This window comes from Nocardioides sp., from assembly GCF_025965415.1.
Taxonomy (GTDB): Bacteria; Actinomycetota; Actinomycetes; order Propionibacteriales; family Nocardioidaceae; genus Nocardioides.
On the sequence record NZ_JAOPWY010000155.1, the window covers coordinates 1 to 17,297 of the forward strand.

Sequence of the window (17,297 nt, forward strand, 5' to 3'; positions counted from 1 at the left end):
CCTCCAGGTGGTGGAAGCGGTTCTTAGACAGCTCCACTCCACGCCCGGAGGTCTTCGCCTTCCAAGCTCATTCAGATCGTGTCGTCACACGATCTCGACCAACGTGCCCGATCAGTACACCTAGGTCGTCCCGGGTGACCGAGACGACGTACGCCGACAAGCAGGGCGCGGTGCCGCCCGTCGATCGCATCGTCACCGTGCTGTTCCTGGTCGGGCTGGCCGTGCTGGCGCCGACCTATGGTTCCTCGGCGCTGTCATCACCTCGCCGCAGTCGGCTGAGGTTTCAGTCCCTTCGGTGCGCTTCTCGACCGTTGCAACGGGCGGGAACCTCAGCAACCACCGGCTACCCGGTGATCGCAACACCAACGAGGCGCTGACTCAGCCCACGACCCGTCGCACGAGGTCGTCCCAGCCCGCCTCCAGCCGCTCGACCGGGATGCGTTCGCGATCCACCTGCTGCTGCAGGACCACCAGCTCGAGCGGCGCTAGGATCGCGCTGGCCAGCAGCGGCAGGTCGCCGTCGACGCCGAGCTCGCGGAGCAGGTAGCGCACGTGCATGTTGGCGAACGACATCGCCGCCACCGACTGGGTGCCGGCTCGCCCCGCCGCCTCGATGAGGGAGGCGTGGGTCAGGTTGGTCCGCAGCCGCGAGTGGCCGAAGGCGAGCAGCCGCTCCATCGGGGGAGCGCCCGGCCCGAGCGGCGCAGGTCCGCCGATCACCGAGGCCTGCCACTGGGTCTCCGACGTGTTGAGGACCGCAGCCATCAGTCCCTCGCGGCTGTCGAAGCGCCGGAACAGCGTGCCCTTGCCGACGCCCGCCTCCGAGGCGACCGTGTCCATCGTCACGCAGTCGACCCCCCGCGTCTCCACCAGCCGCAGCGCCGCTGCGAGGATGGCCTCACGGTTGCGCGCCGCGTCGGCCCGCTCCGGGGCGGGCTCGTTCGCCAGCGGGAGCAGTCGGGTCACAGCGCCACCCTAGGCCGCGGAGAAGGTCCCAGTCCTCGGGAATAGAAGCGGACCATGGTCCGTTTTGGCCTGCATGACTTCTGACAAGCAGACCCGCGTCGCCGTGCTCCTCGGCTCCACCCGCACCGGCAGCCTCAACCGCCGGATCGCCGAGCACCTCCGCGACAACGCCCCCTCCGGTGTGACCGTCGACGTCGTCGAGGGCCTCGACTCCATCCCGTTCTACACCGAGGAGCTCGACGGCGAGACCGTTCCCGCCGGCGCCTCCTCGCTGCGCCAGGCCGTCGCCGCTGCCGACCGCGTCCTCGCCGTGACCCCCGAGTACAACGGCACCATGCCGGCCGTGCTCAACAACGCCATCGACTGGCTGTCGCGGCCCTACGGCCAGGGCGCCATAGTCGGCAAGCCCTTCGCGGCCATCGGCGCCACCCCGACGCCGTACGGCGGCAAGTGGTCGCACGAGCACGCCCGTCACTCCGCCACCATCGCCGGCGCGGTCGTCGTGGACGGCATCGTCGTCGACGAGTCCGCCGTCGCCGGTGACCCGCTGGCCGACGAGGCCGCCGTGCAGCGCCTGCTCGGTGCCCTCGACGACCTCGTCGCGCACGAGGTCGAGGCCGCGGCCTGACGCAAGCCGCTTGGTCGAGCCGGGCGCTGACCTCGGTTTCGACACGCTCGCTCCGCTCGCTGCTCAACCAGCGGACGGGGGCGAGGGTCCGCCCGCTGCTCGACCAGCGGACGGGGCTGCGACGCCGCTGGTTGAGCCGGGCGAGGAACGAGCCCGAGTCGAAACCGAGGCTCTCGGCGCTGACCTCGGTTTCGACACGCTCGCTCCGCTCGCTGCTCAACCAGCGGACGGGGGCGAGGGTCCGCTCGCTCGACCAGCGGACGGGGCTACGGTCGACGTGTGCTCCACGACCTGACCGCGCTCGAGCAGGGCGACGCCGTACGCAACGGTGACGTGTCGCCGCTCAACCTGGTCGAGCACTACGCCGACCGCGCGGACCACGTGGGTGCGTTCATCACGACGACCCACGACCTGGCGCGCGAGCACGCGCGCAGACTGACCGAGTCGGGACGCCCCGCGGACGCAGGTCCGCTCTGGGGCGTCCCGACCGGCATCAAGGACCTCCACCCGACGGCCGGGGTCCGCACCACCTTCGGCTCCGCGGCGTACGACGACTTCGTGCCCGACGAGTCCGACGAGCTCGTGCTCTCGGTCGAGGCGGCCGGCATGCCGAGCCTCGGCAAGACGAACACGCCGGAGTTCGGGTCGCCCTGCTACACCGAGCCCGACGTCGCCCCGCCCGCCGTCACGCCGTGGGACACCACCCGCACCGCGGGCGGCTCCTCGGGCGGTGCCGCCGCCGCGGTGGCCGCCGGGCTGCTGCCCGTCGCACCCGGTTCCGACGGTGGCGGCTCGATCCGGATCCCGGCCTCCTGCTGCGGCCTCGTCGGCCTCAAGCCCTCGCGTGGCCGGATCAGCGGCGCGCCTCGCTACGGCGACCCCGTGGGGCTCGCGACCGCCGGCACGCTCGCCCGCACGGTCCGCGACGCCGCCGCGCTGCTCGACGTTCTCGCCGGTCGTCGGGTGGGCGACCCGTTCTGGGCGCCGGCCCCGTCCGGACCGTTCCTCGACGCGTGCGACCGCCCGCCCGGCCGGCTGCGGGTCGCGCGCTTCATCGCGCCGGTCATCGCGGACGTCGAGGTCGACCCCTCCAGCGTGACCGCCTGGGAGGACGCCTCCCGGCTGCTCGCGTCGCTCGGCCACGACGTCGAGGACGTCGCCGTGCCGATCCCGCCCGCCGCGGTCGCCGACTTCGAGACCTGCTGGGCCGTGCTGACCGCGCTGTCGCCCGCGCCGCCCGGTCGCGAGGACCGGCTGCGCCCGCTGACGCGCTGGCTCGGTGGACGCGGACACGCCGTCAGTGGCCCGGAGTTCGGGCTCGCCATCGGCAGCCTCCGCCAGCACGCCGCCCGTGCCCTGGCCGCGCTCGCGCCGTACGACGTCGTCCTCACGCCCACCCTCGCCCGGCCGCCCGCGCTCGTCGGCGAGCTGCGCGACGACGCTGATCCCGCTCGCGACTTCGCCGACCAGAAGGCCTTCACGCCCTGGACCAGTGCCTGGAACGTCACCGGGATGCCGGCCGTCTCCTTGCCCCTGCACCGGACCGAGGACGCCCTGCCCGTCGGCGTGATGTTGGCCGCCCGACCGGCCGAGGAGGAGCTGCTGCTCTCGCTCGCCGCCCAGGTCGAGGCCGCGGCGCCGTGGGTGGACAGGCGCCCACCCGGCTGGTGAGGTGGACGGCATGGGTGAGCTCACGCCGTACATCTGCGTCGCCAATGCGCGCCGCGCCATCGACTGGTACGTCGACGTGCTGGGCGCCGAGGTCGCGATGGAGCCGATCGTCATGGACGACGGCCGCGTCGGTCACGTCGAGCTGGCCGTCGGCGGTGGGCGCTGGATGATGTCGGACGAGTTCGAGTCGGCCGGTGTCGCCGCACCGGACGCCGCCCGTGGGGCCGCGGTCTCGCTGCACCTGGAGGTCGACGACGTCGACGCGGTGTGTGCGCGGGTGAGCGCCGACGGCGTGATGGTCGATCGCGGGCCCGAGGACAATCCGCCGGTCGGCAGGGTCGCGGTGTTCCGCGACCCCTTCGGGCACCGGTGGTTCCTCAACCAGCGCTCCGGCTGATCAGTCGTCGCCGATCCCGCGCGCGTGCAGCGCGTCGCCCGACTCGTGGGCGCGGGCGACGACGCGGATGACGAAGGGGGAGAGGTACGCCCTCGGGTTGCGGTCGAGCCCTCGTGCCCGCGCGGCGTCCCGGGTCTCCCGGGCGATCGCGATGGTCCCGGGCAGCGCGCCGATCGTGAGAGCGACCGTCAGCGCCACCCGGTCCGGGTCGACGCCGACCACCCGCAGCGGCCGCGCCCACCGGGAGAGGGCGTCGACCATCTCGTTGACCGACGTGGTGGCCGTCAGCGACAGCGCCGCCAGCCCCAGGCTGAGCAGGTCGAGGAAGGTCTCGACCGCCTTCTCCCCGCCGTACCACCACCACTGGAAGGCGCTCGCGACGACCGCGATGACGAGCACGCCGCGCGCCGCGCGCCACACCGAGCGCAGCGGCACCCGCGCCAGCGCCGCCAGCAGCAGCGTGATCACGAGGAAGGCCACGGCCCACCGCACGTCGCGCACGACCACGATCGCCAGGCTGAGCGCGGCGAGGCCGAGCACCTTCGCGCCGACGGGCAGCCGGTGCAGGATCGTGTCGCCGGGCTGGTGCAGCCCCGCCATCAGGTCGCTCACGGGACGTCCACCAGCGCGGTGTAGCGCGCGATCGACTCCGCCGGCGCTCCGTCGGCGACCACGCGGGAGTCGTCGACCACGAGCACCCGGTCGCACCGCGCGGCCAGGTCGAGGTCGTGGGTGACGAGCACCAGCTGCTGGTCGAGCCCGAGCAGCGTGTCGCCGACGCGGCGGGTGTTGGCGCGGTCGAGGAGCGTGGTCGGCTCGTCGGCGACCACGATCGCCGGCTCGAGCGCCAGCACGCCGGCGAGTGCCAGCAGCTGTCGCTGGCCGCCGGAGAGGGAGTGCACGGAGTCGTGCGCGTGGTCCGCGAGCCCGTTGGCGGCGAGCACCTCGAGTGCGCGCTCCCGCCGAGCCGCCGTGCCGGTGATGGTCCGTCGCAGCGACAGCTCGATGTCCTCGACGCACGTCGGCATGACCAGCTGGGCGGCCGGGTCGGTGAAGCAGAACCCCACCATCCGGCGTACGGCCGCTCCGTCGCGCACCACGTCGCGGCCCTCGACCGTGACCCGCCCGGACGAGGGGCGGACCAGGCCGTTGAGCAGCCGCGCGAGGGTCGACTTGCCCGAGCCGTTGGCACCGATGACGCCGACGCGATGCTCGGTGAGGGTCAGCGTCGTGGGCGCGAGGATCTCGCGCTCGCCGCGGGCGGGCAGGGGGACGCGGACCGCCGCGGCGTCGAGCTGGATCGTGGGCAAGGAGTCGTCAGTCGCGGTGCAGCAGCTGCGGGAAGGCGCGGTGCACCTCGGCGGCGATCATCGCCACCAGCGACGTCTTGACGACGTCGCCGATCCAGAAGGGCAGGTCGTAGGTGCCCGCCTCGCGGAACGAGACGTCGAAGTAGAGCATCATGCCGAGGATCCCGAGGAGGTGGATGACCAGGATGCTGGCGGTGATCGAGCAGGCGAAGACGACGAGCGCACGCGTACGACGCTCGCGGGCGACGTACTTCACGAGGAAGCCGCCGAGGGCCGCGGCGATCGGGAACGCCACCAGGTAGCCGCCGCTCGGCCCGGAGAAGACGCCGATGCCCGAGGAGTGCTCGGCGAAGACCGGCAGGCCGACGGCGCCGAGCGCGAGGTAGAGCGTGACGGCCGAGAAGCCGCGCACGGGGCCGAGAATGCAGCCGGCGAGCATGACGGTCAGCGTCTGGAGCGTGATCGGCACGCCGGCGCTGCCGACGGGGATCGCGCCGACGTAGGCGCTCGCGCTGATGAGGGCGGCGAAGGCCGCGACCAGGGCGATGTCCCGCGAGGGCGACGAGGATCCGGCGCGGGTGTCGTGCTGGTCGGAGGTGGTCTCGGGCTGGGTGGCAGTCATCGGGGGAGTCCTTGCTGAGCGCTGCAGGCGACCTGAACGGTGTTCAGGTTAGGGTGGCCGGGAAGTCGGCGTCAACGCAGTCCGAGGACCGGGAGGGTGTGTGGCCCATCACCGCAGCGACGTGCTCGCGCACGCCGTCACCCTGCTCGACACCCACGGCCTGGCGGCGCTGACCATGCGCCGGCTGGGGGCCGAGCTCGACGTGCAGCCGAGCGCGATCTACCACCACTTCGCCAGCAAGCAGGCGCTGCTCGCCGCGGTCGCCGACGAGATCCTCGCCCGTGGCTCCCGGCCCCGGACGGCCGGCGCGTGGCCGGACCGGCTGCGCGAGGTCTGCTCGGAGCTGCGCGACGCGATGCTCGCGTGCACCGACGGCGCCGACGTGGTCGCGACGGTCTGGGCCTTCGGTCTCGGTGCCGCGGCCCCGGTGGCGGAGATGGAGAAGATCCTGACGGACGCCGACGTGCCCGACGAGCTCGTCGCGGTCGCGTCGCGGACGTTGGTCCACTACGTCTTCGGCCACGCCTTCGAGGAGCAGACCGCGCGCCAGGCCGTCCGCCTCGGTGCCGTCGAGCGCTCCCTGGAGTCGCTGCCCGACTTCGACCTCGGGCTCGACCTGGTCGTCGACGGCCTGCGCGCGCGCCTGGCCTGAGTCAGGCCGAGGTGTCGACGTCGGCCCCGTGGAGCTCCGCCAGCAGCACGGCGCCGGCGAGGTCGAGCCGGGTCCTCTTGAGCAGCGCGACCGACAGGTCGACGCCGTCGAGGCTCGCGCCGCGCAGGTCGGTGCGGTCCAGGTTGGACGCGCGCAGCGCCGTCCGGTCCAGGCGTGCCCGGGCCAGGGTGGCGAGGGTGAGGTCCGACATCGACAGGTCGGCCTCGCGCAGGTCGACCCCGGTCAGGTCGAGGCGGGACAGGTTGGTGCCGCGGATGGTGACGCCGAGCCACGAGCCGCCGGTCACGGTGAGCGGCCGCATCACGCACTCGGCGAAGCTGCTGCCCACCAGCTTGCAGCCGTCGAGCGTCGCGTCGAAGAACGACGTACGCCGGAAGTCGCAGCCGACGAACGCCGTGGCGGTGTGGACCGATGCGTTGAACCGCCCGCCGTGGAAGGTGCACCGCTCGAACACCGCCCCCGACGTGGTCGCCTCGGAGAGGTCGACGTCGGTGAAGGTGCACCCGACGAACCGGGCCGCCCCGAGGTCGTCGCCGTACCAGTCCTCGCTCCTGAAGTGCTCGTCGGTGGCTGTCCGGGGGTCGGTCACGCGTGCCACCGTATCCACGCGACCAGGAATGGTCCGACGGATAGGGTCATGCCCGTGATCGCGTCCCACCAGCACCGCTTCATCTTCCTCAAGACCCGCAAGACGGCGGGCACGAGCGTGGAGATCGCGTTGTCCAAGGTGTGCGGGCCCGACGACATCATCACCGAGATCAGCCCCGAGGACGAGGCGCTGCGCCAGGCCGCCGGCGGTCGCGCGCCGCAGAACTTCGAGTCGCCGCCCCAGCCCCGCAAGGCCTACAACCACATGGGCGCCAAGGCCGTGCGCGACCTGGTGGGGCCGGAGACCTTCGCCGACTACTTCACCTTCGCGATCGAGCGGAACCCGTGGGACGCGGTGGTCTCGCTCTACTTCTGGAAGTACAAGGACCGCCCCGAGCTCCCCGACTTCGAGACCTACGTCCAGGAGATCTGGATCGAGCAGCTCTCGAACAACCGCAGGCTCTACCGCATCCGCGGCAAGATGGCGCTCGACCGGGTCCTGCGCTACGAGAACCTCGACGCGGAGCTGACCGAGGTCTGGGAGCAGCTCGACCTGCCCGGCACGCCAGACCTGCCGCGGGCCAAGGGCAACGCCCGGCCGGCCGGGCACTACCGCGAGCTCTACACGCCGGCGTCGCGCGAGCGGGTGGCGACGGTGTTCGCCGACACCATCGAGGCGTTCGGCTACGAGTTCTGAGGTGTCGTGATTCCCATGACTCCGCTGGCGGCGAGCAGCCGCTCGCACTCCGCGATCAACCTCGCCCGCAGGGGAGCGCCGCGCTCGGCGAACGACCGCTGCGCCTCGACGTACGCCGCCTTGCCCTCCGTCGTCTCGATCGGGACCGGCTCGAAGCCCAGGTCCGTGAGGTCGTACGGCGCCGCACGCATGTCGACGACGCGGATGTCGCGCGCGAGCTCGAAGCAGTCGGCGACGAGGTCGCTCCGGATCATCGGCGTGAGCCGGAAGGCGTGCTTGTAGAGGTCCATCCCGGCGTGGAGACAGCCCGGCTGCTCAAAGTCGGGCCGGTCGTCGCGCCCCGGCCGGAGGGTGTTGAGCGGACGGGCGGTCGGGGTGAAGAACCGGAAGGCGTCGAAGTGCGAGCAGCCGATCCGGTGCGACTCGACCACCGCATCGGTGCCCTCCTGCCCCAGCCGCAGGGGCCAGTCGTGGCGCGTGCCGAGCTCCGAGGCCCGGTGCACCATCGCCCACTCGTGGAGGCCGAAGCAGCCGAACTGCGGCGCACGCCCGGCGGTCGCGGTGAGCAGCCCGTGCAGCTGCGTGAGCAGCCGCCGCTGCGAGACGACGTACGCCGTGGAGACGGCGACCGCATCCGCCGGTCGAGGAGCGAGCGCCGAGACCTCCGCCGGTCGAGCAGCGAGCGCCGAGACCTCCGCCGGTCGAGCAGCGAGCGAAGCGAGCGTGTCGAGACCCAGGACCTCGTAGCCCTTGAACCCCGCGTACTCGCCCGCCTCCTCGAGCCCGACGCCGTACCCCGGGTGCCAGCGCCGCAGCTGCGCGGGGCGCTGGGAGTAGTAGGCGAAGAGGAAGTCGTGCACCGGGTGCTTGACCTGCTCGGCGCGGCGCGCGAGGTGCGGTGCGACGAAGGCGTCGACGCGGGCGGCATGGGCCTCGGACAGGGGACCCCACTCGTCCGCCGACAGCACCACCACGTCGCCGAGGGTACTGGCCCGACCACCTGTCAGCACCCTCGACGGAGGGCCCCGCCGGGCCGACACTGACGAGATGGACAGTGACCGCAGCGCCGGACTCGACCGCGCCCACACCCTGGCCCTCGAGTGGCTCGACTCCCTCGCGGAGCGACCCGTGCCACCGCGCCTGACGAGCGAGGAGGTGGCCGCTCGCCTCGACCCCGTGCTCCCGGACGGTCCGACCGGTGCGGCGGCGGTCGTCGACGAGCTCGCCGCGGCCTGCGAGCCCGGGCTGACGGCGATGCCGGGCGGGCGGTTCTTCGGCTTCGTCATCGGCGGCACCCACCCCGCGGCCCTCGCGGCCGACTGGCTGGTGAGCGCCTGGGACCAGAACTCCGGCCTGCGCATCCTGACGCCCGCGCACTCGGCGGTCGAGGAGCTCGCGGAGACGTGGCTGCTCGACCTCCTCGGCCTGCCCCCCGGCAGCGCCGTCGGCTTCGTCACCGGCGGCACGATGGCCAACTTCACGTGCCTGGCCGCGGCTCGCGACGAGGTGCTCCGCCGCCACGGCTGGGACGTCGCGATGCAGGGGCTGGTCGACTCGCCCGGCGTACGCGTCCTGGTCGGCGCCGAGCGGCACGACACCATCGACCTGGCGCTGCGCTACCTCGGACTCGGCGCCCCCGAGCTCGTCGCGGCCGACGAGCAGGGCCGCATCGACCCGATCGCCCTCGCCGCCGCGCTCGAGGCGGGTGACGGCCGACCCACGATCGTGTGCCTCCAGGCGGGCAACGTGCACTCCGGTGCGTTCGACCCGTTCGCCGCCTGCATCGCCGCCGCCCACGACGCGGGCGCATGGGTCCACGTCGACGGCGCGTTCGGCCTCTTCGCCGCCGCCTCACCGCAGCGGCGCCACCTCGTCGCCGGGCACGGCGCGGCCGACTCCTGGGCCACCGACGCGCACAAGACGCTCAACGTCCCCTATGACTGCGGGCTCGCGATCGTGCGGGACCGGGCGGCCCTGCGGGCGGCGATGGGGATGCACGGCGACTACCTGATCCACGACGTGGTGGGGGAGCCGCTCGACAAGGTGCCCGAGATCAGCCGGCGCGGTCGCGCGTTCCCCGTCTGGGCGGTGCTGCGCTCGCTCGGGCGCGACGGCGTCGCGGACCTGGTCGACGGCTTCTGCCGGCACGCCCGCACGTTCGCCGACGGCCTCGCGGCGATCGAGGGAGTCGATGTCCTCAACGACGTCGAGTTCACCCAGGTGTGCGCGGCGTTCGGCGACGACGACCGCACCCGGGCGGTCGTCGACGCGATGCTGGCCGACGGCACGGCATGGACGACCGGCTCGCGGTGGCGCGGGCGGGCGGTGCTGAGGGTCAGTGTCAGCAACTGGTCGACCACCGCCGCGGACGTCGAGGCCAGTCTCGACGCGCTGCGACGAGCGGCGGGTGCCAATCCCTCCTCAAGGGTGTAGACCCTCGCCCGTCCAGCGGCACAATCGGGGCACGGGGGTGCGCGAGGGACCGGCCCGGCGACATGGGGGTGCACTCCGGGTCGGCTCCTCGCCAAATTGATCGATAGGCTCGGTCCCATGCGCATCTGTCGGTTCAGCACGGGCGAGGAACCCCGCTTCGGCGTCGTCACCGGTGAGGTCGACGAGTTCGGCCAGCCCGCCGACGACTCGGTCGTCGTCGCCCTCGCCGGCGACCCCCTCTACGTCGGGATCAAGATCCTCGAGGAGCAGCACGCGCTCAGCGACGTACGCCTCCTCGCCCCGATCATCCCGCGCAGCAAGGTCGTCGGCATCGGCAAGAACTACGCCGCCCACGCGGCCGAGATGGGCGGCGAGGTCCCGGCCGAGCCGCTGATGTTCCTCAAGCCGAACACCACGGTCGTCGGCCCGGGCGACCCGATCTTCTACCCGCCGCAGACCAGCAACCTCCACTACGAGGGCGAGCTCGCCGTCGTCATCGGCCGGATCTGCCGCGACGTCCCGGTCGAGCAGGCCACCGACGTGATCTTCGGCTACACGATCGCCAACGACGTGACCGCACGCGACCTGCAGAGGTCCGACGTGCAGTTCACCCGCGCGAAGGGCTTCGACTCCTTCTGCCCCCTGGGGCCGTGGATCGAGACCGACCTCGACCCCCAGGACTTCGTCGACGGCCGCGCCCTGCAGACCTTCCTCAACGGCGACGTCGTCCAGGACGGCTCGACCGCCGACATGATCTTCGACGTGCCCGCACTGGTCGCGCACGTCTCCTCCGTGATGACGCTGCTGCCCGGCGACGTGATCCTCACCGGCACCCCCGAGGGTGTCGGCCCGATGCAGGTCGGCGACGAGGTCGAGATCTCGATCGCCGGCATCGGCGCCCTGACCAACACCGTCTCCAAGAGAGCCTGAGCACCATGTCGAGCCCCGTACGCGTCCGCTTCTGCCCCTCGCCCACCGGCTCGCCGCACGTCGGCCTGGTCCGCACCGCCCTCTTCAACTGGGCCTTCGCGCGCCACCACGGCGGCTCGATCATCTTCCGGATGGAGGACACCGACAAGGAGCGCAGCACCCAGGAGTCCTACGACGCGATCCTCGAGCTCTGGCACTGGCTCGGGCTCGACTGGGACGAGGGCATCGTGGTCGGCGGCCCGCACGGCCCCTACAAGCAGAGCGAGCGGGGCGACATCTACGCCGACGTGCTGGCCCGCCTGCGCGAGTCGTCGTACACCTATGACTGCTACTGCCGCAACGACGAGGTCGAGGCGCGGCGCAAGGCCAGCGGCTCCAAGATGCAGGGGTACGACGGCTTCTGCCGCGACCTGTCCGCCGAGCAGGTCGCTGCCTTCGAGGCCGAGGGCCGGGCGCCGATCGTGCGCTTCCGGATGCCCGACGGCTCGATCACCTGGGACGACGCGGTCCGCGGCGACATCACCTTCGAGACCGAGAACGTGCCGGACTTCGCGCTCTCGCGAGCCAACGGCGACCCGCTCTACACCCTGGTCAACCCGATCGACGACGCGCTGATGGAGATCACCCACGTCCTGCGCGGCGAGGACCTGCTCTCCAGCACCCCGCGCCAGCTGGCCCTCTTCGAGGCCCTCGTCGAGCTCGGCATCGCGCGGGCGGTGCCGACCTACGGCCACCTGCCCTACGTCATGGGGCAGGGCAACAAGAAGCTCTCCAAGCGCGACCCCGAGGCGCACGCCCTGGCCTACCGCGAGCAGGGCTTCCTGCCCGAGGGGCTGCTCAACTACCTCGCGCTCCTCGGCTGGGCGATCGCCGCCGACCGCGACATCTTCTCCCTGGCCGAGATGGTCGAGGCGTTCGACATCAAGGACGTCAACCCCAACCCGGCGCGCTTCGACCTCAAGAAGGCCGAGGCCATCAACGCCGCGCACATGCGGCTGCTCAGCGTGGACGACATGACCCACCGGGTGCTGCCGTTCCTCAAGGCGGCCGGTGTCGTCGGCGACCCCGTCTCCGACTTGGACGCGCGGATGCTCGAGCTGGCGATGCCGCTGGTCGCCGAGCGGATCAACAAGCTCACCGAGGCGCCGGCGATGCTCGGCTTCCTCTTCGTCGACGAGGCCGACTTCACCCGCGACGAGGCCGACGTCGCCACGCTGCTCGACGAGACCGGCCGCGGCGTCGTCCAGGCGGCGTACGACGCCCTCGAGGGGCTGCACGGGTGGTCGGCCGCGGACATCGAGGAGGCGCTGCGCGTGGCGCTGATCGACGGCATGGGGCTCAAGCCCCGGGTGGCCTTCGGCCCGGTGCGGGTGGCCGTCACCGGCGCGCGGATCAGCCCGCCGCTGTTCGAGTCGATGGAGCTGCTGGGCCGCGACCGCAGCCTGTCGCGGCTGCGGTCCGCCGTGCACGTCGAGCCGGCCTGACGAGACCCCGGTGACGACTCCGCTGGCGCCCGACTTCCGGCCGCAGTACCACCAGCTGCACCGCGTCGGGCGCCCCGGCATCTGGCGTTCGCTCGTCGGGTCGCTGCTGGCGCTGGTGCTCGTCTTCGCGCTCGTCCCGCTCATCGCGGGCGGGATCGCCTTCGTGGCGCTGATGGCCGCGGGCAACACCTCGTCGGAGGCCGGTGCGGTCCTCGACGTGACCGCCGAGGCGACACCGACGGGCCTGGCCCTGCTCAACATCGTCATCGCCCTGGCGATCCCCGTGGTCTGGGCGGTCAGCTGGTGGCTGCACCGCCTCAAGCCGCGGTGGTTGTCGTCGGTCGGGCCCCGGCTGCGCTGGCGCTACCTCTTCGTCTGCCTGGCGCTGTCGGTGGTGGCGCTCGCCGCCTCCTTGGGCGTCGGCCTCCTGCTGCCGCTGGCCCCGGGTGAGTCACCCGTGGGCGGGGTCAACGAGTTCACCGACCAGACGCGCAACTTCCTGATCGTGATCCTGCTGCTGACGCCGCTCCAGGCCGCTGGCGAGGAGTACCTGTTCCGCGGCTACCTCACCCAGGCCTTCGGCTCCCTGGTGTGGGCGAAGCGCGCCTCGCAGGCGCTCGCCGTGCTGGGTCCGGCACTGATCTTCGCGCTCTTCCACGGACTCTCCCAGGATGCCCCGGTCTTCTTCGACCGGTTCGCGTTCGGCGTCGTGGCGGGCATCCTGGTGATCCGCACGGGGGGCCTCGAGGCCGCGATCGCGATGCACGTGCTCAACAACTTCCTGGCCTTCGGCCTGGCCCTCGCCTTCGGCGACCTGACCACCGCGCTCACCGCCACCGGCGGCAGCAGTTGGTGGATGATCCTCTCCACGCTCACGCAGTCCCTGGTCTACCTCGCCCTCGCGACCTGGGTCGCCAGGACCATGGGCGTGGTCACCGTCGGGCCGCCGGTCGGGGGAGCGCTGCCGCCTCCGCCGAAGGACCCCGTTTTGGAGGGCTCACCCCCGCGCGTGTAACGTTCGGGATCGTTCTGCAAAGGAACGACGTGGTGGTCAGGCGATCGCACTCCGGTCGATCTGATACCCCCATGGGGTATGGTGTAATTGGCAACACGGCTGGTTCTGGTCCAGTTGTTCTAGGTTCGAGTCCTAGTACCCCAGCGAGTTCGGATCCCCGGATCCGGATTTGGAGCGACACTCCATCTTCGATAGAGTTTCCTCCGCTGCTCACCGAGCGGCATCTGCAAGCCCCCGTCGTCTAGCGGCCTAGGACGTCGCCCTCTCACGGCGGTAACGCCGGTTCAAATCCGGTCGGGGGTACCAACGCAGGAACGAAGGGCCCGGTCTCCGACCGGGCCCTTCGTCGTTGGTCGTGCAGGTCGCTCAGTCCGCCGGCTTCACCGCCAGAACCGCGCAGTCGGCGCCGAGCAGGATCCGCTGGGCCACGCTGCCCATGAGCAGCTTGCCCACCGGTGTCCGCCTGCGCAGGCCGATGACGACGAGGTCGGCGGACACATCGTCCGCGACCGCCAGCACCTGGTCGCCGACGTCGGCACCCATGGAGCGTCGTACGTCGACCTCGACCCCCGCCGCGGCCAGCACGGTCGCCAGCCGGGACAGCTGGTCCTCGTCGGCATAGCGCTCGTCCACCAGCGCGTCGCCGCGGGTGGCGTTGACCACCACGACCCGCCCCTGACGCAGCCGGGCCTCCTCGACGCCGCGGGCGAGCGCGACCTCGCCGAACTCGTCGGGCGTCCAGCCCACCACGATCGTCGTCATCGCACCTTCTCCTCGTCGTCGACGGATGTGTCCAGGTCCTCGGCGACCGCCGCCGGCGCCGGCCGGACGGACCGGACCACGATCGGCGTGATGACCACGAGGGCGACGATCACGTAGATGACCACGGCGAGCGGCTCGCTCCACAGCGCCGCGACGTCACCGCCGGAGATCGCCATCGCCTCACGGAGCCGGAACTCCATCAGCGGCCCGAGAATGACACCCAGGATCAGCGGCAGCACCGGCAGCGCGAAGCGCCGCATCATGAGTCCGAGCAGACCCAGCACCAGGAGGAGCAGCAGGTCGAAGGCCTGGAGGTTGCTGGCATAGGCGCCCAACGTGGCGAAGAACAGGATCCCTGCGTAGAGCTGTGGCCGGGGGATGCGCAGCAGCTTGGCCCACACGGGTGCGAGCGGCAGGTTGAGCACCAGCAGCAGCGCGTTGCCGATCAGCAGGCTGGCCAGCAGCGCCCACACCAGCTCGGGCTGGTCGGTCATCAGGGTGGGACCCGGCTGGATGCCGTAGCCCTGGAGCGCCGCGAGCATCACCGCGGACGTCGCGGTCACGGGCAGGCCCAGGGCCAGCAGGGGCACGAAGGTGCCGGCGGCCGACGCGTTGTTGGCCGCCTCCGGGCCCGCGACACCCTCGATCGCACCGCGACCGAACTCGTCCTGGCCGCGGCGACCGGCGAGCTTCTTCTCGGTGACGTACGAGAGGAACGTCGGGATCTCCGCGCCGCCCGCCGGCAGGGCACCGAACGGGAAGCCGTACGCCGTCCCGCGCAGCCAGGGTCCCCACGAGCGTCTGAGGTCCGCGCCGCTCATCCACGGCTGGCCGACCGGGATCACGTGCAGGGGGCTGCGACGCAGGTGCGCGGCGACCCAGAAGGCCTCGCCCAGGGCGAAGATGGCGACCGCCACCACCACCACGTCGATGCGCTCGGCCAGCAGCGGCTGGTCGAAGCTGAGCCGGGTCTGGCCGGTGTTCAGGTCCAGTCCGACCAGGCCGATGGTGAGGCCGAGGAAGAGCGAGACGAAGCCACGCAGCCACGATCCGCCGAGCACGCTCGTCACCATGACCATCGCCAGCACCATCAGCGCGAAGTAGGACGGGGCGCCGAGCTCGTTGGCCACCGACGCCAGCGCCGGTGCGAAGAACACGACCAGCAAGGTGCCGATGGTGCCCGCGATGAAGGAACCGATGGCAGCCGTCGCCAGGGCCTGGGAGGCCCGCCCTGCCTTGGCCATCAGGTTGCCCTCGAGCGCGGTCATCACCGAGGCCGACTCGCCCGGGGTGTTGAGCAGGATCGCCGTCGTCGAGCCGCCGTACATCCCGCCGTAGTAGATGCCGGCGAACATGATGAAGGCCGGGATCGGGTCCAGGCCGTAGGTCACCGGCAGCAGCAGCGCCACGGCCATCGCCGGGCCGATGCCCGGCAGCACGCCGACGAACGTGCCGAGGAAGACGCCGATCGCGGCGAAGAGCAGGTTCTGCGGGGTGAGGACGGCACCGAAGCCGTCCACCAGCAGTCCGAGGTTGTCCATCAGAGCACCCCGTCCAGGATCCCGGCGGGCAGGATCACGCCCAGCACCTCGTGGAAGAAGTACCAGCTGCTCACCGACATCGCGATGCCGACGAGGACGTCACGCACGAGGGTGCGGCTGCCGAGCGCCCACGCGGAGCCGACGAACAGCACGGCGCCGCTGACCGCCCAGCCGAGGAGCGAGATCGTGGCCGCGGTGAAGGCGAGCACGCCGACGAGCTTGAGGACCGTGACCCAGTCGGCGGGATGCCGGAGGTCGACGTCCTCGCCGCCGTCGGCCTGGGGGAGGTCGCCGCGCAGGGTGGCCAGCACGAGCAGCAGCCCGAGGACCACCGTCACCGCGCCGATGACGTAGGGGAAGACGCGCGGTCCGACCGGGTCGCCGAAGCCGACCCGCAGGGTGCTCGCGTCGTAGAAGGTGTAGGCGCCGACGATGACGAGCATCGCCGCCAGTCCGAGCTGGGGCAGGTCCCGATCGGGGGACGGCGGCGCCGACTGCGGCGCGTCACGGGTGTCGAGTGGTGTGCTCACAGCAGGTCCAGCTCCTCGAGGGTGGTGGCGACGCGCTCGTCCTGCTCCTGGAGGAAGGTCACGAAGTCGTCGCCGGTCTTGAACTCGTCGATCCAGCCGTAGTCCTCGAGGGCCTGGCGCCACTCGGGGGTGTCGTGCATCTCCTCGAGCATCGCGATCAGCTCGTCGCGCCGCTCGTCACTGATGCCGGGGGGCGCGAAGACACCGCGCCAGTTGGTGAACACCAGGTCGATGTCGGACTCGACCAGGGTGGGGGCGTCGCCGACGACGTCACCGGTGAGCCGCTCCTCCCCGGAGACCGCGAGCAGGCGCAGCTCACCCGCGTCGAGCGCACCCTCGAACTCGCCGACGCCGGAGAAGCCGGCGTCGATCTTGCTGCCGAGCAGGGCGCTGGTCAGCGGCCCACCACCGTCGTACGGCACGTAGCGCACCTCACGGGCGTCGATGCCGACCGCGCTCGCGAGCTGCATGGGGAAGAGGTGGTCCGGGCCGCCGGGCGAGGAGCCGCCTCCTACGACGATCGCGCTCGGGTCGTCCTTCCACGCCGCCACCAGGTCGTCGATGGTCTCGAACGGCGAGTCCGCCGGGACGAGCACGCCTTCCTGGTCCTCGATGACCTGCGCGAGCGGCGTGGCGTCGTTGAGCTTGTAGGGCGCTCCGAAGGAGTAGAGCGACCCCACCACGCCGAGGCCGGCGGTCATCATGGTGCGCTCGTCGCCCTCGGCGTTCATCAGCCGCGTCATCGCGACCGAGCCGCCGGCGCCGATCACGTTGGTCACCTCGAACGAGCCACCGGTGATGTCGTCGTCCTCCATCACCGCGATGGCGGCCCGACCGGTCTGGTCGTAGCCGCCGCCGGGGCTGTTGGGGATCAGCATCGTCATGTCGCTGCTCTGGGCGCCCCGGGTGACTCCGCACCCGGTCGCCAGGAGAAGTGCGGCACCGAGCGACGCCGCCACCGCGACGGACCGCCTCGTGCGTGGGCGCATCATGTGCTCTCCGATCTGTTCCGGCGTCGCACCCTCGGTCTTGGGTGGGGTGTGACTCCCA

Annotated in this window: 20 protein-coding genes and 2 tRNA genes; 12 read left to right on the plus strand and 10 right to left on the minus strand. The window is 71.8% G+C overall.

Annotated features, from left to right (window positions below):
• Nucleotides 1–134 precede the first annotated feature (134 nt).
• The gene (locus JWN97_RS15870) at nucleotides 135–377 is read left to right on the plus strand and encodes a hypothetical protein (RefSeq protein ID WP_297624675.1); all 243 of its coding nucleotides are present in this window, start codon (nucleotides 135–137) and stop codon (nucleotides 375–377) included.
• A gap of 1 nt (nucleotide 378) precedes the next feature.
• Here the strand turns inward: JWN97_RS15870 and JWN97_RS15875 are convergent, their stop codons facing one another.
• Nucleotides 379–966 carry a TetR/AcrR family transcriptional regulator gene (locus tag JWN97_RS15875; RefSeq protein WP_297624678.1) on the minus strand — a complete coding sequence of 196 codons (588 nt, stop codon included), beginning with the start codon at nucleotides 964–966 and terminating at the stop codon, nucleotides 379–381.
• Nucleotides 967–1,039: 73 nt separating this feature from the next.
• Between JWN97_RS15875 and JWN97_RS15880 the strand changes: the two genes are divergently transcribed.
• The 3 genes from JWN97_RS15880 (at nucleotide 1,040) to JWN97_RS15890 (ending at nucleotide 3,662) form a co-directional block, all read left to right on the plus strand.
• A complete protein-coding gene (locus tag JWN97_RS15880; RefSeq protein ID WP_297624680.1) occupies nucleotides 1,040–1,594 on the plus strand; it encodes an NAD(P)H-dependent oxidoreductase in 555 nt (184 codons plus the stop codon).
• Between the two features lie 279 nt (nucleotides 1,595–1,873).
• Complete coding sequence (locus JWN97_RS15885; RefSeq protein ID WP_297624683.1) at nucleotides 1,874–3,265, plus strand: amidase; 1,392 nt, start codon at nucleotides 1,874–1,876, stop codon at nucleotides 3,263–3,265.
• A 10-nt stretch (nucleotides 3,266–3,275) separates the two neighbouring features.
• Nucleotides 3,276–3,662, plus strand: coding sequence for a VOC family protein (locus JWN97_RS15890; RefSeq protein ID WP_297624686.1), 387 nt, complete (start codon nucleotides 3,276–3,278; stop codon nucleotides 3,660–3,662).
• On the opposite strand, the gene JWN97_RS15895 is transcribed toward JWN97_RS15890, so the two are convergent.
• From JWN97_RS15895 to JWN97_RS15905, 3 genes are read right to left on the minus strand one after another with little or no spacing between them, the layout of a single operon-like run.
• The gene (locus JWN97_RS15895; RefSeq protein WP_297624689.1) at nucleotides 3,663–4,274 is read right to left on the minus strand and encodes an energy-coupling factor transporter transmembrane protein EcfT; all 612 of its coding nucleotides are present in this window, start codon (nucleotides 4,272–4,274) and stop codon (nucleotides 3,663–3,665) included.
• Entirely contained in the window at nucleotides 4,271–4,972 is a 702-nt protein-coding gene (locus JWN97_RS15900) for an ABC transporter ATP-binding protein (RefSeq protein ID WP_297624692.1), read from the minus strand. The genes JWN97_RS15895 and JWN97_RS15900 overlap by 4 nt, the downstream gene beginning before the upstream one ends.
• Nucleotides 4,973–4,979: 7 nt before the next feature.
• Complete coding sequence (locus JWN97_RS15905; protein ID WP_297624695.1) at nucleotides 4,980–5,594, minus strand: biotin transporter BioY; 615 nt, start codon at nucleotides 5,592–5,594, stop codon at nucleotides 4,980–4,982.
• Nucleotides 5,595–5,694: 100 nt separating this feature from the next.
• Here JWN97_RS15905 and JWN97_RS15910 point away from each other — a divergent pair, with 100 nt between their 5' ends.
• Nucleotides 5,695–6,246: a TetR family transcriptional regulator gene (locus JWN97_RS15910; protein WP_297624698.1), complete on the plus strand. Its 552-nt coding sequence runs from the start codon at nucleotides 5,695–5,697 to the stop codon at nucleotides 6,244–6,246.
• Nucleotide 6,247: 1 nt separating this feature from the next.
• On the opposite strand, the gene JWN97_RS15915 is transcribed toward JWN97_RS15910, so the two are convergent.
• Nucleotides 6,248–6,856 (minus strand): pentapeptide repeat-containing protein, encoded by a 609-nt coding sequence (locus JWN97_RS15915; RefSeq protein WP_297624701.1) that lies wholly within the window; start codon nucleotides 6,854–6,856, stop codon nucleotides 6,248–6,250.
• Between the two features lie 54 nt (nucleotides 6,857–6,910).
• Between JWN97_RS15915 and JWN97_RS15920 the strand changes: the two genes are divergently transcribed.
• Nucleotides 6,911–7,552, plus strand: coding sequence for a sulfotransferase family 2 domain-containing protein (locus JWN97_RS15920; RefSeq protein WP_297624704.1), 642 nt, complete (start codon nucleotides 6,911–6,913; stop codon nucleotides 7,550–7,552).
• Here JWN97_RS15920 and JWN97_RS15925 read toward each other — a convergent pair.
• Nucleotides 7,540–8,526, minus strand: coding sequence for a 3-methyladenine DNA glycosylase (locus JWN97_RS15925; RefSeq protein WP_297624706.1), 987 nt, complete (start codon nucleotides 8,524–8,526; stop codon nucleotides 7,540–7,542). The genes JWN97_RS15920 and JWN97_RS15925 overlap by 13 nt on opposite strands.
• 73 nt (nucleotides 8,527–8,599) lie before the next feature.
• Here JWN97_RS15925 and JWN97_RS15930 point away from each other — a divergent pair, with 73 nt between their 5' ends.
• The 6 genes from JWN97_RS15930 to JWN97_RS15955 all read left to right on the plus strand — a co-directional run bounded on the left by JWN97_RS15930 (nucleotide 8,600) and on the right by JWN97_RS15955 (nucleotide 13,720).
• A complete protein-coding gene (locus tag JWN97_RS15930; RefSeq protein WP_297624708.1) occupies nucleotides 8,600–9,985 on the plus strand; it encodes a pyridoxal-dependent decarboxylase in 1,386 nt (461 codons plus the stop codon).
• 117 nt (nucleotides 9,986–10,102) lie between these two features.
• Nucleotides 10,103–10,915, plus strand: coding sequence for a fumarylacetoacetate hydrolase family protein (locus JWN97_RS15935; RefSeq protein WP_297624712.1), 813 nt, complete (start codon nucleotides 10,103–10,105; stop codon nucleotides 10,913–10,915).
• 5 nt (nucleotides 10,916–10,920) lie between these two features.
• On the plus strand, nucleotides 10,921–12,399 hold the full coding sequence (gltX, locus tag JWN97_RS15940; protein WP_297624715.1) for a glutamate--tRNA ligase: 1,479 nt from the start codon (nucleotides 10,921–10,923) through the stop codon (nucleotides 12,397–12,399).
• A gap of 10 nt (nucleotides 12,400–12,409) precedes the next feature.
• The gene (locus JWN97_RS15945) at nucleotides 12,410–13,414 is read left to right on the plus strand and encodes a CPBP family intramembrane glutamic endopeptidase (protein ID WP_297624718.1); all 1,005 of its coding nucleotides are present in this window, start codon (nucleotides 12,410–12,412) and stop codon (nucleotides 13,412–13,414) included.
• Nucleotides 13,415–13,486: 72 nt separating this feature from the next.
• Nucleotides 13,487–13,558, plus strand: a tRNA-Gln gene (locus tag JWN97_RS15950).
• Between the two features lie 86 nt (nucleotides 13,559–13,644).
• A tRNA-Glu gene (locus JWN97_RS15955) sits at nucleotides 13,645–13,720 on the plus strand.
• A gap of 60 nt (nucleotides 13,721–13,780) precedes the next feature.
• Here JWN97_RS15955 and JWN97_RS15960 read toward each other — a convergent pair.
• From JWN97_RS15960 to JWN97_RS15975, 4 genes are read right to left on the minus strand one after another with little or no spacing between them, the layout of a single operon-like run.
• Complete coding sequence (locus JWN97_RS15960; protein WP_297624721.1) at nucleotides 13,781–14,176, minus strand: universal stress protein; 396 nt, start codon at nucleotides 14,174–14,176, stop codon at nucleotides 13,781–13,783.
• Complete coding sequence (locus JWN97_RS15965; protein ID WP_297624724.1) at nucleotides 14,173–15,717, minus strand: tripartite tricarboxylate transporter permease; 1,545 nt, start codon at nucleotides 15,715–15,717, stop codon at nucleotides 14,173–14,175. Before JWN97_RS15965 ends, JWN97_RS15960 begins: the two co-directional genes overlap by 4 nt.
• Nucleotides 15,717–16,247: a tripartite tricarboxylate transporter TctB family protein gene (locus JWN97_RS15970; RefSeq protein WP_297624727.1), complete on the minus strand. Its 531-nt coding sequence runs from the start codon at nucleotides 16,245–16,247 to the stop codon at nucleotides 15,717–15,719. Before JWN97_RS15970 ends, JWN97_RS15965 begins: the two co-directional genes overlap by 1 nt.
• The gene (locus JWN97_RS15975; protein WP_297624730.1) at nucleotides 16,244–17,131 is read right to left on the minus strand and encodes a tripartite tricarboxylate transporter substrate-binding protein; all 888 of its coding nucleotides are present in this window, start codon (nucleotides 17,129–17,131) and stop codon (nucleotides 16,244–16,246) included. The genes JWN97_RS15970 and JWN97_RS15975 overlap by 4 nt, the downstream gene beginning before the upstream one ends.
• Nucleotides 17,132–17,297: the final 166 nt, after the last annotated feature.

Coding starts and splice junctions, on each gene's coding strand:
- JWN97_RS15880 (WP_297624680.1), top strand. CDS start 1,040: ATGACTTCTGACAAGCAGACCCGCGTCGCCGTGCTCCTCGGCTCCACC.
- JWN97_RS15890 (WP_297624686.1), top strand. CDS start 3,276: ATGGGTGAGCTCACGCCGTACATCTGCGTCGCCAATGCGCGCCGCGCC.
- JWN97_RS15905 (WP_297624695.1), bottom strand. CDS start 5,594: ATGACTGCCACCCAGCCCGAGACCACCTCCGACCAGCACGACACCCGC.
- JWN97_RS15930 (WP_297624708.1), top strand. CDS start 8,600: ATGGACAGTGACCGCAGCGCCGGACTCGACCGCGCCCACACCCTGGCC.
- JWN97_RS15935 (WP_297624712.1), top strand. CDS start 10,103: ATGCGCATCTGTCGGTTCAGCACGGGCGAGGAACCCCGCTTCGGCGTC.
- gltX (WP_297624715.1), top strand. CDS start 10,921: ATGTCGAGCCCCGTACGCGTCCGCTTCTGCCCCTCGCCCACCGGCTCG.
- JWN97_RS15960 (WP_297624721.1), bottom strand. CDS start 14,176: ATGACGACGATCGTGGTGGGCTGGACGCCCGACGAGTTCGGCGAGGTC.
- JWN97_RS15965 (WP_297624724.1), bottom strand. CDS start 15,717: ATGGACAACCTCGGACTGCTGGTGGACGGCTTCGGTGCCGTCCTCACC.
- JWN97_RS15975 (WP_297624730.1), bottom strand. CDS start 17,131: ATGACGATGCTGATCCCCAACAGCCCCGGCGGCGGCTACGACCAGACC.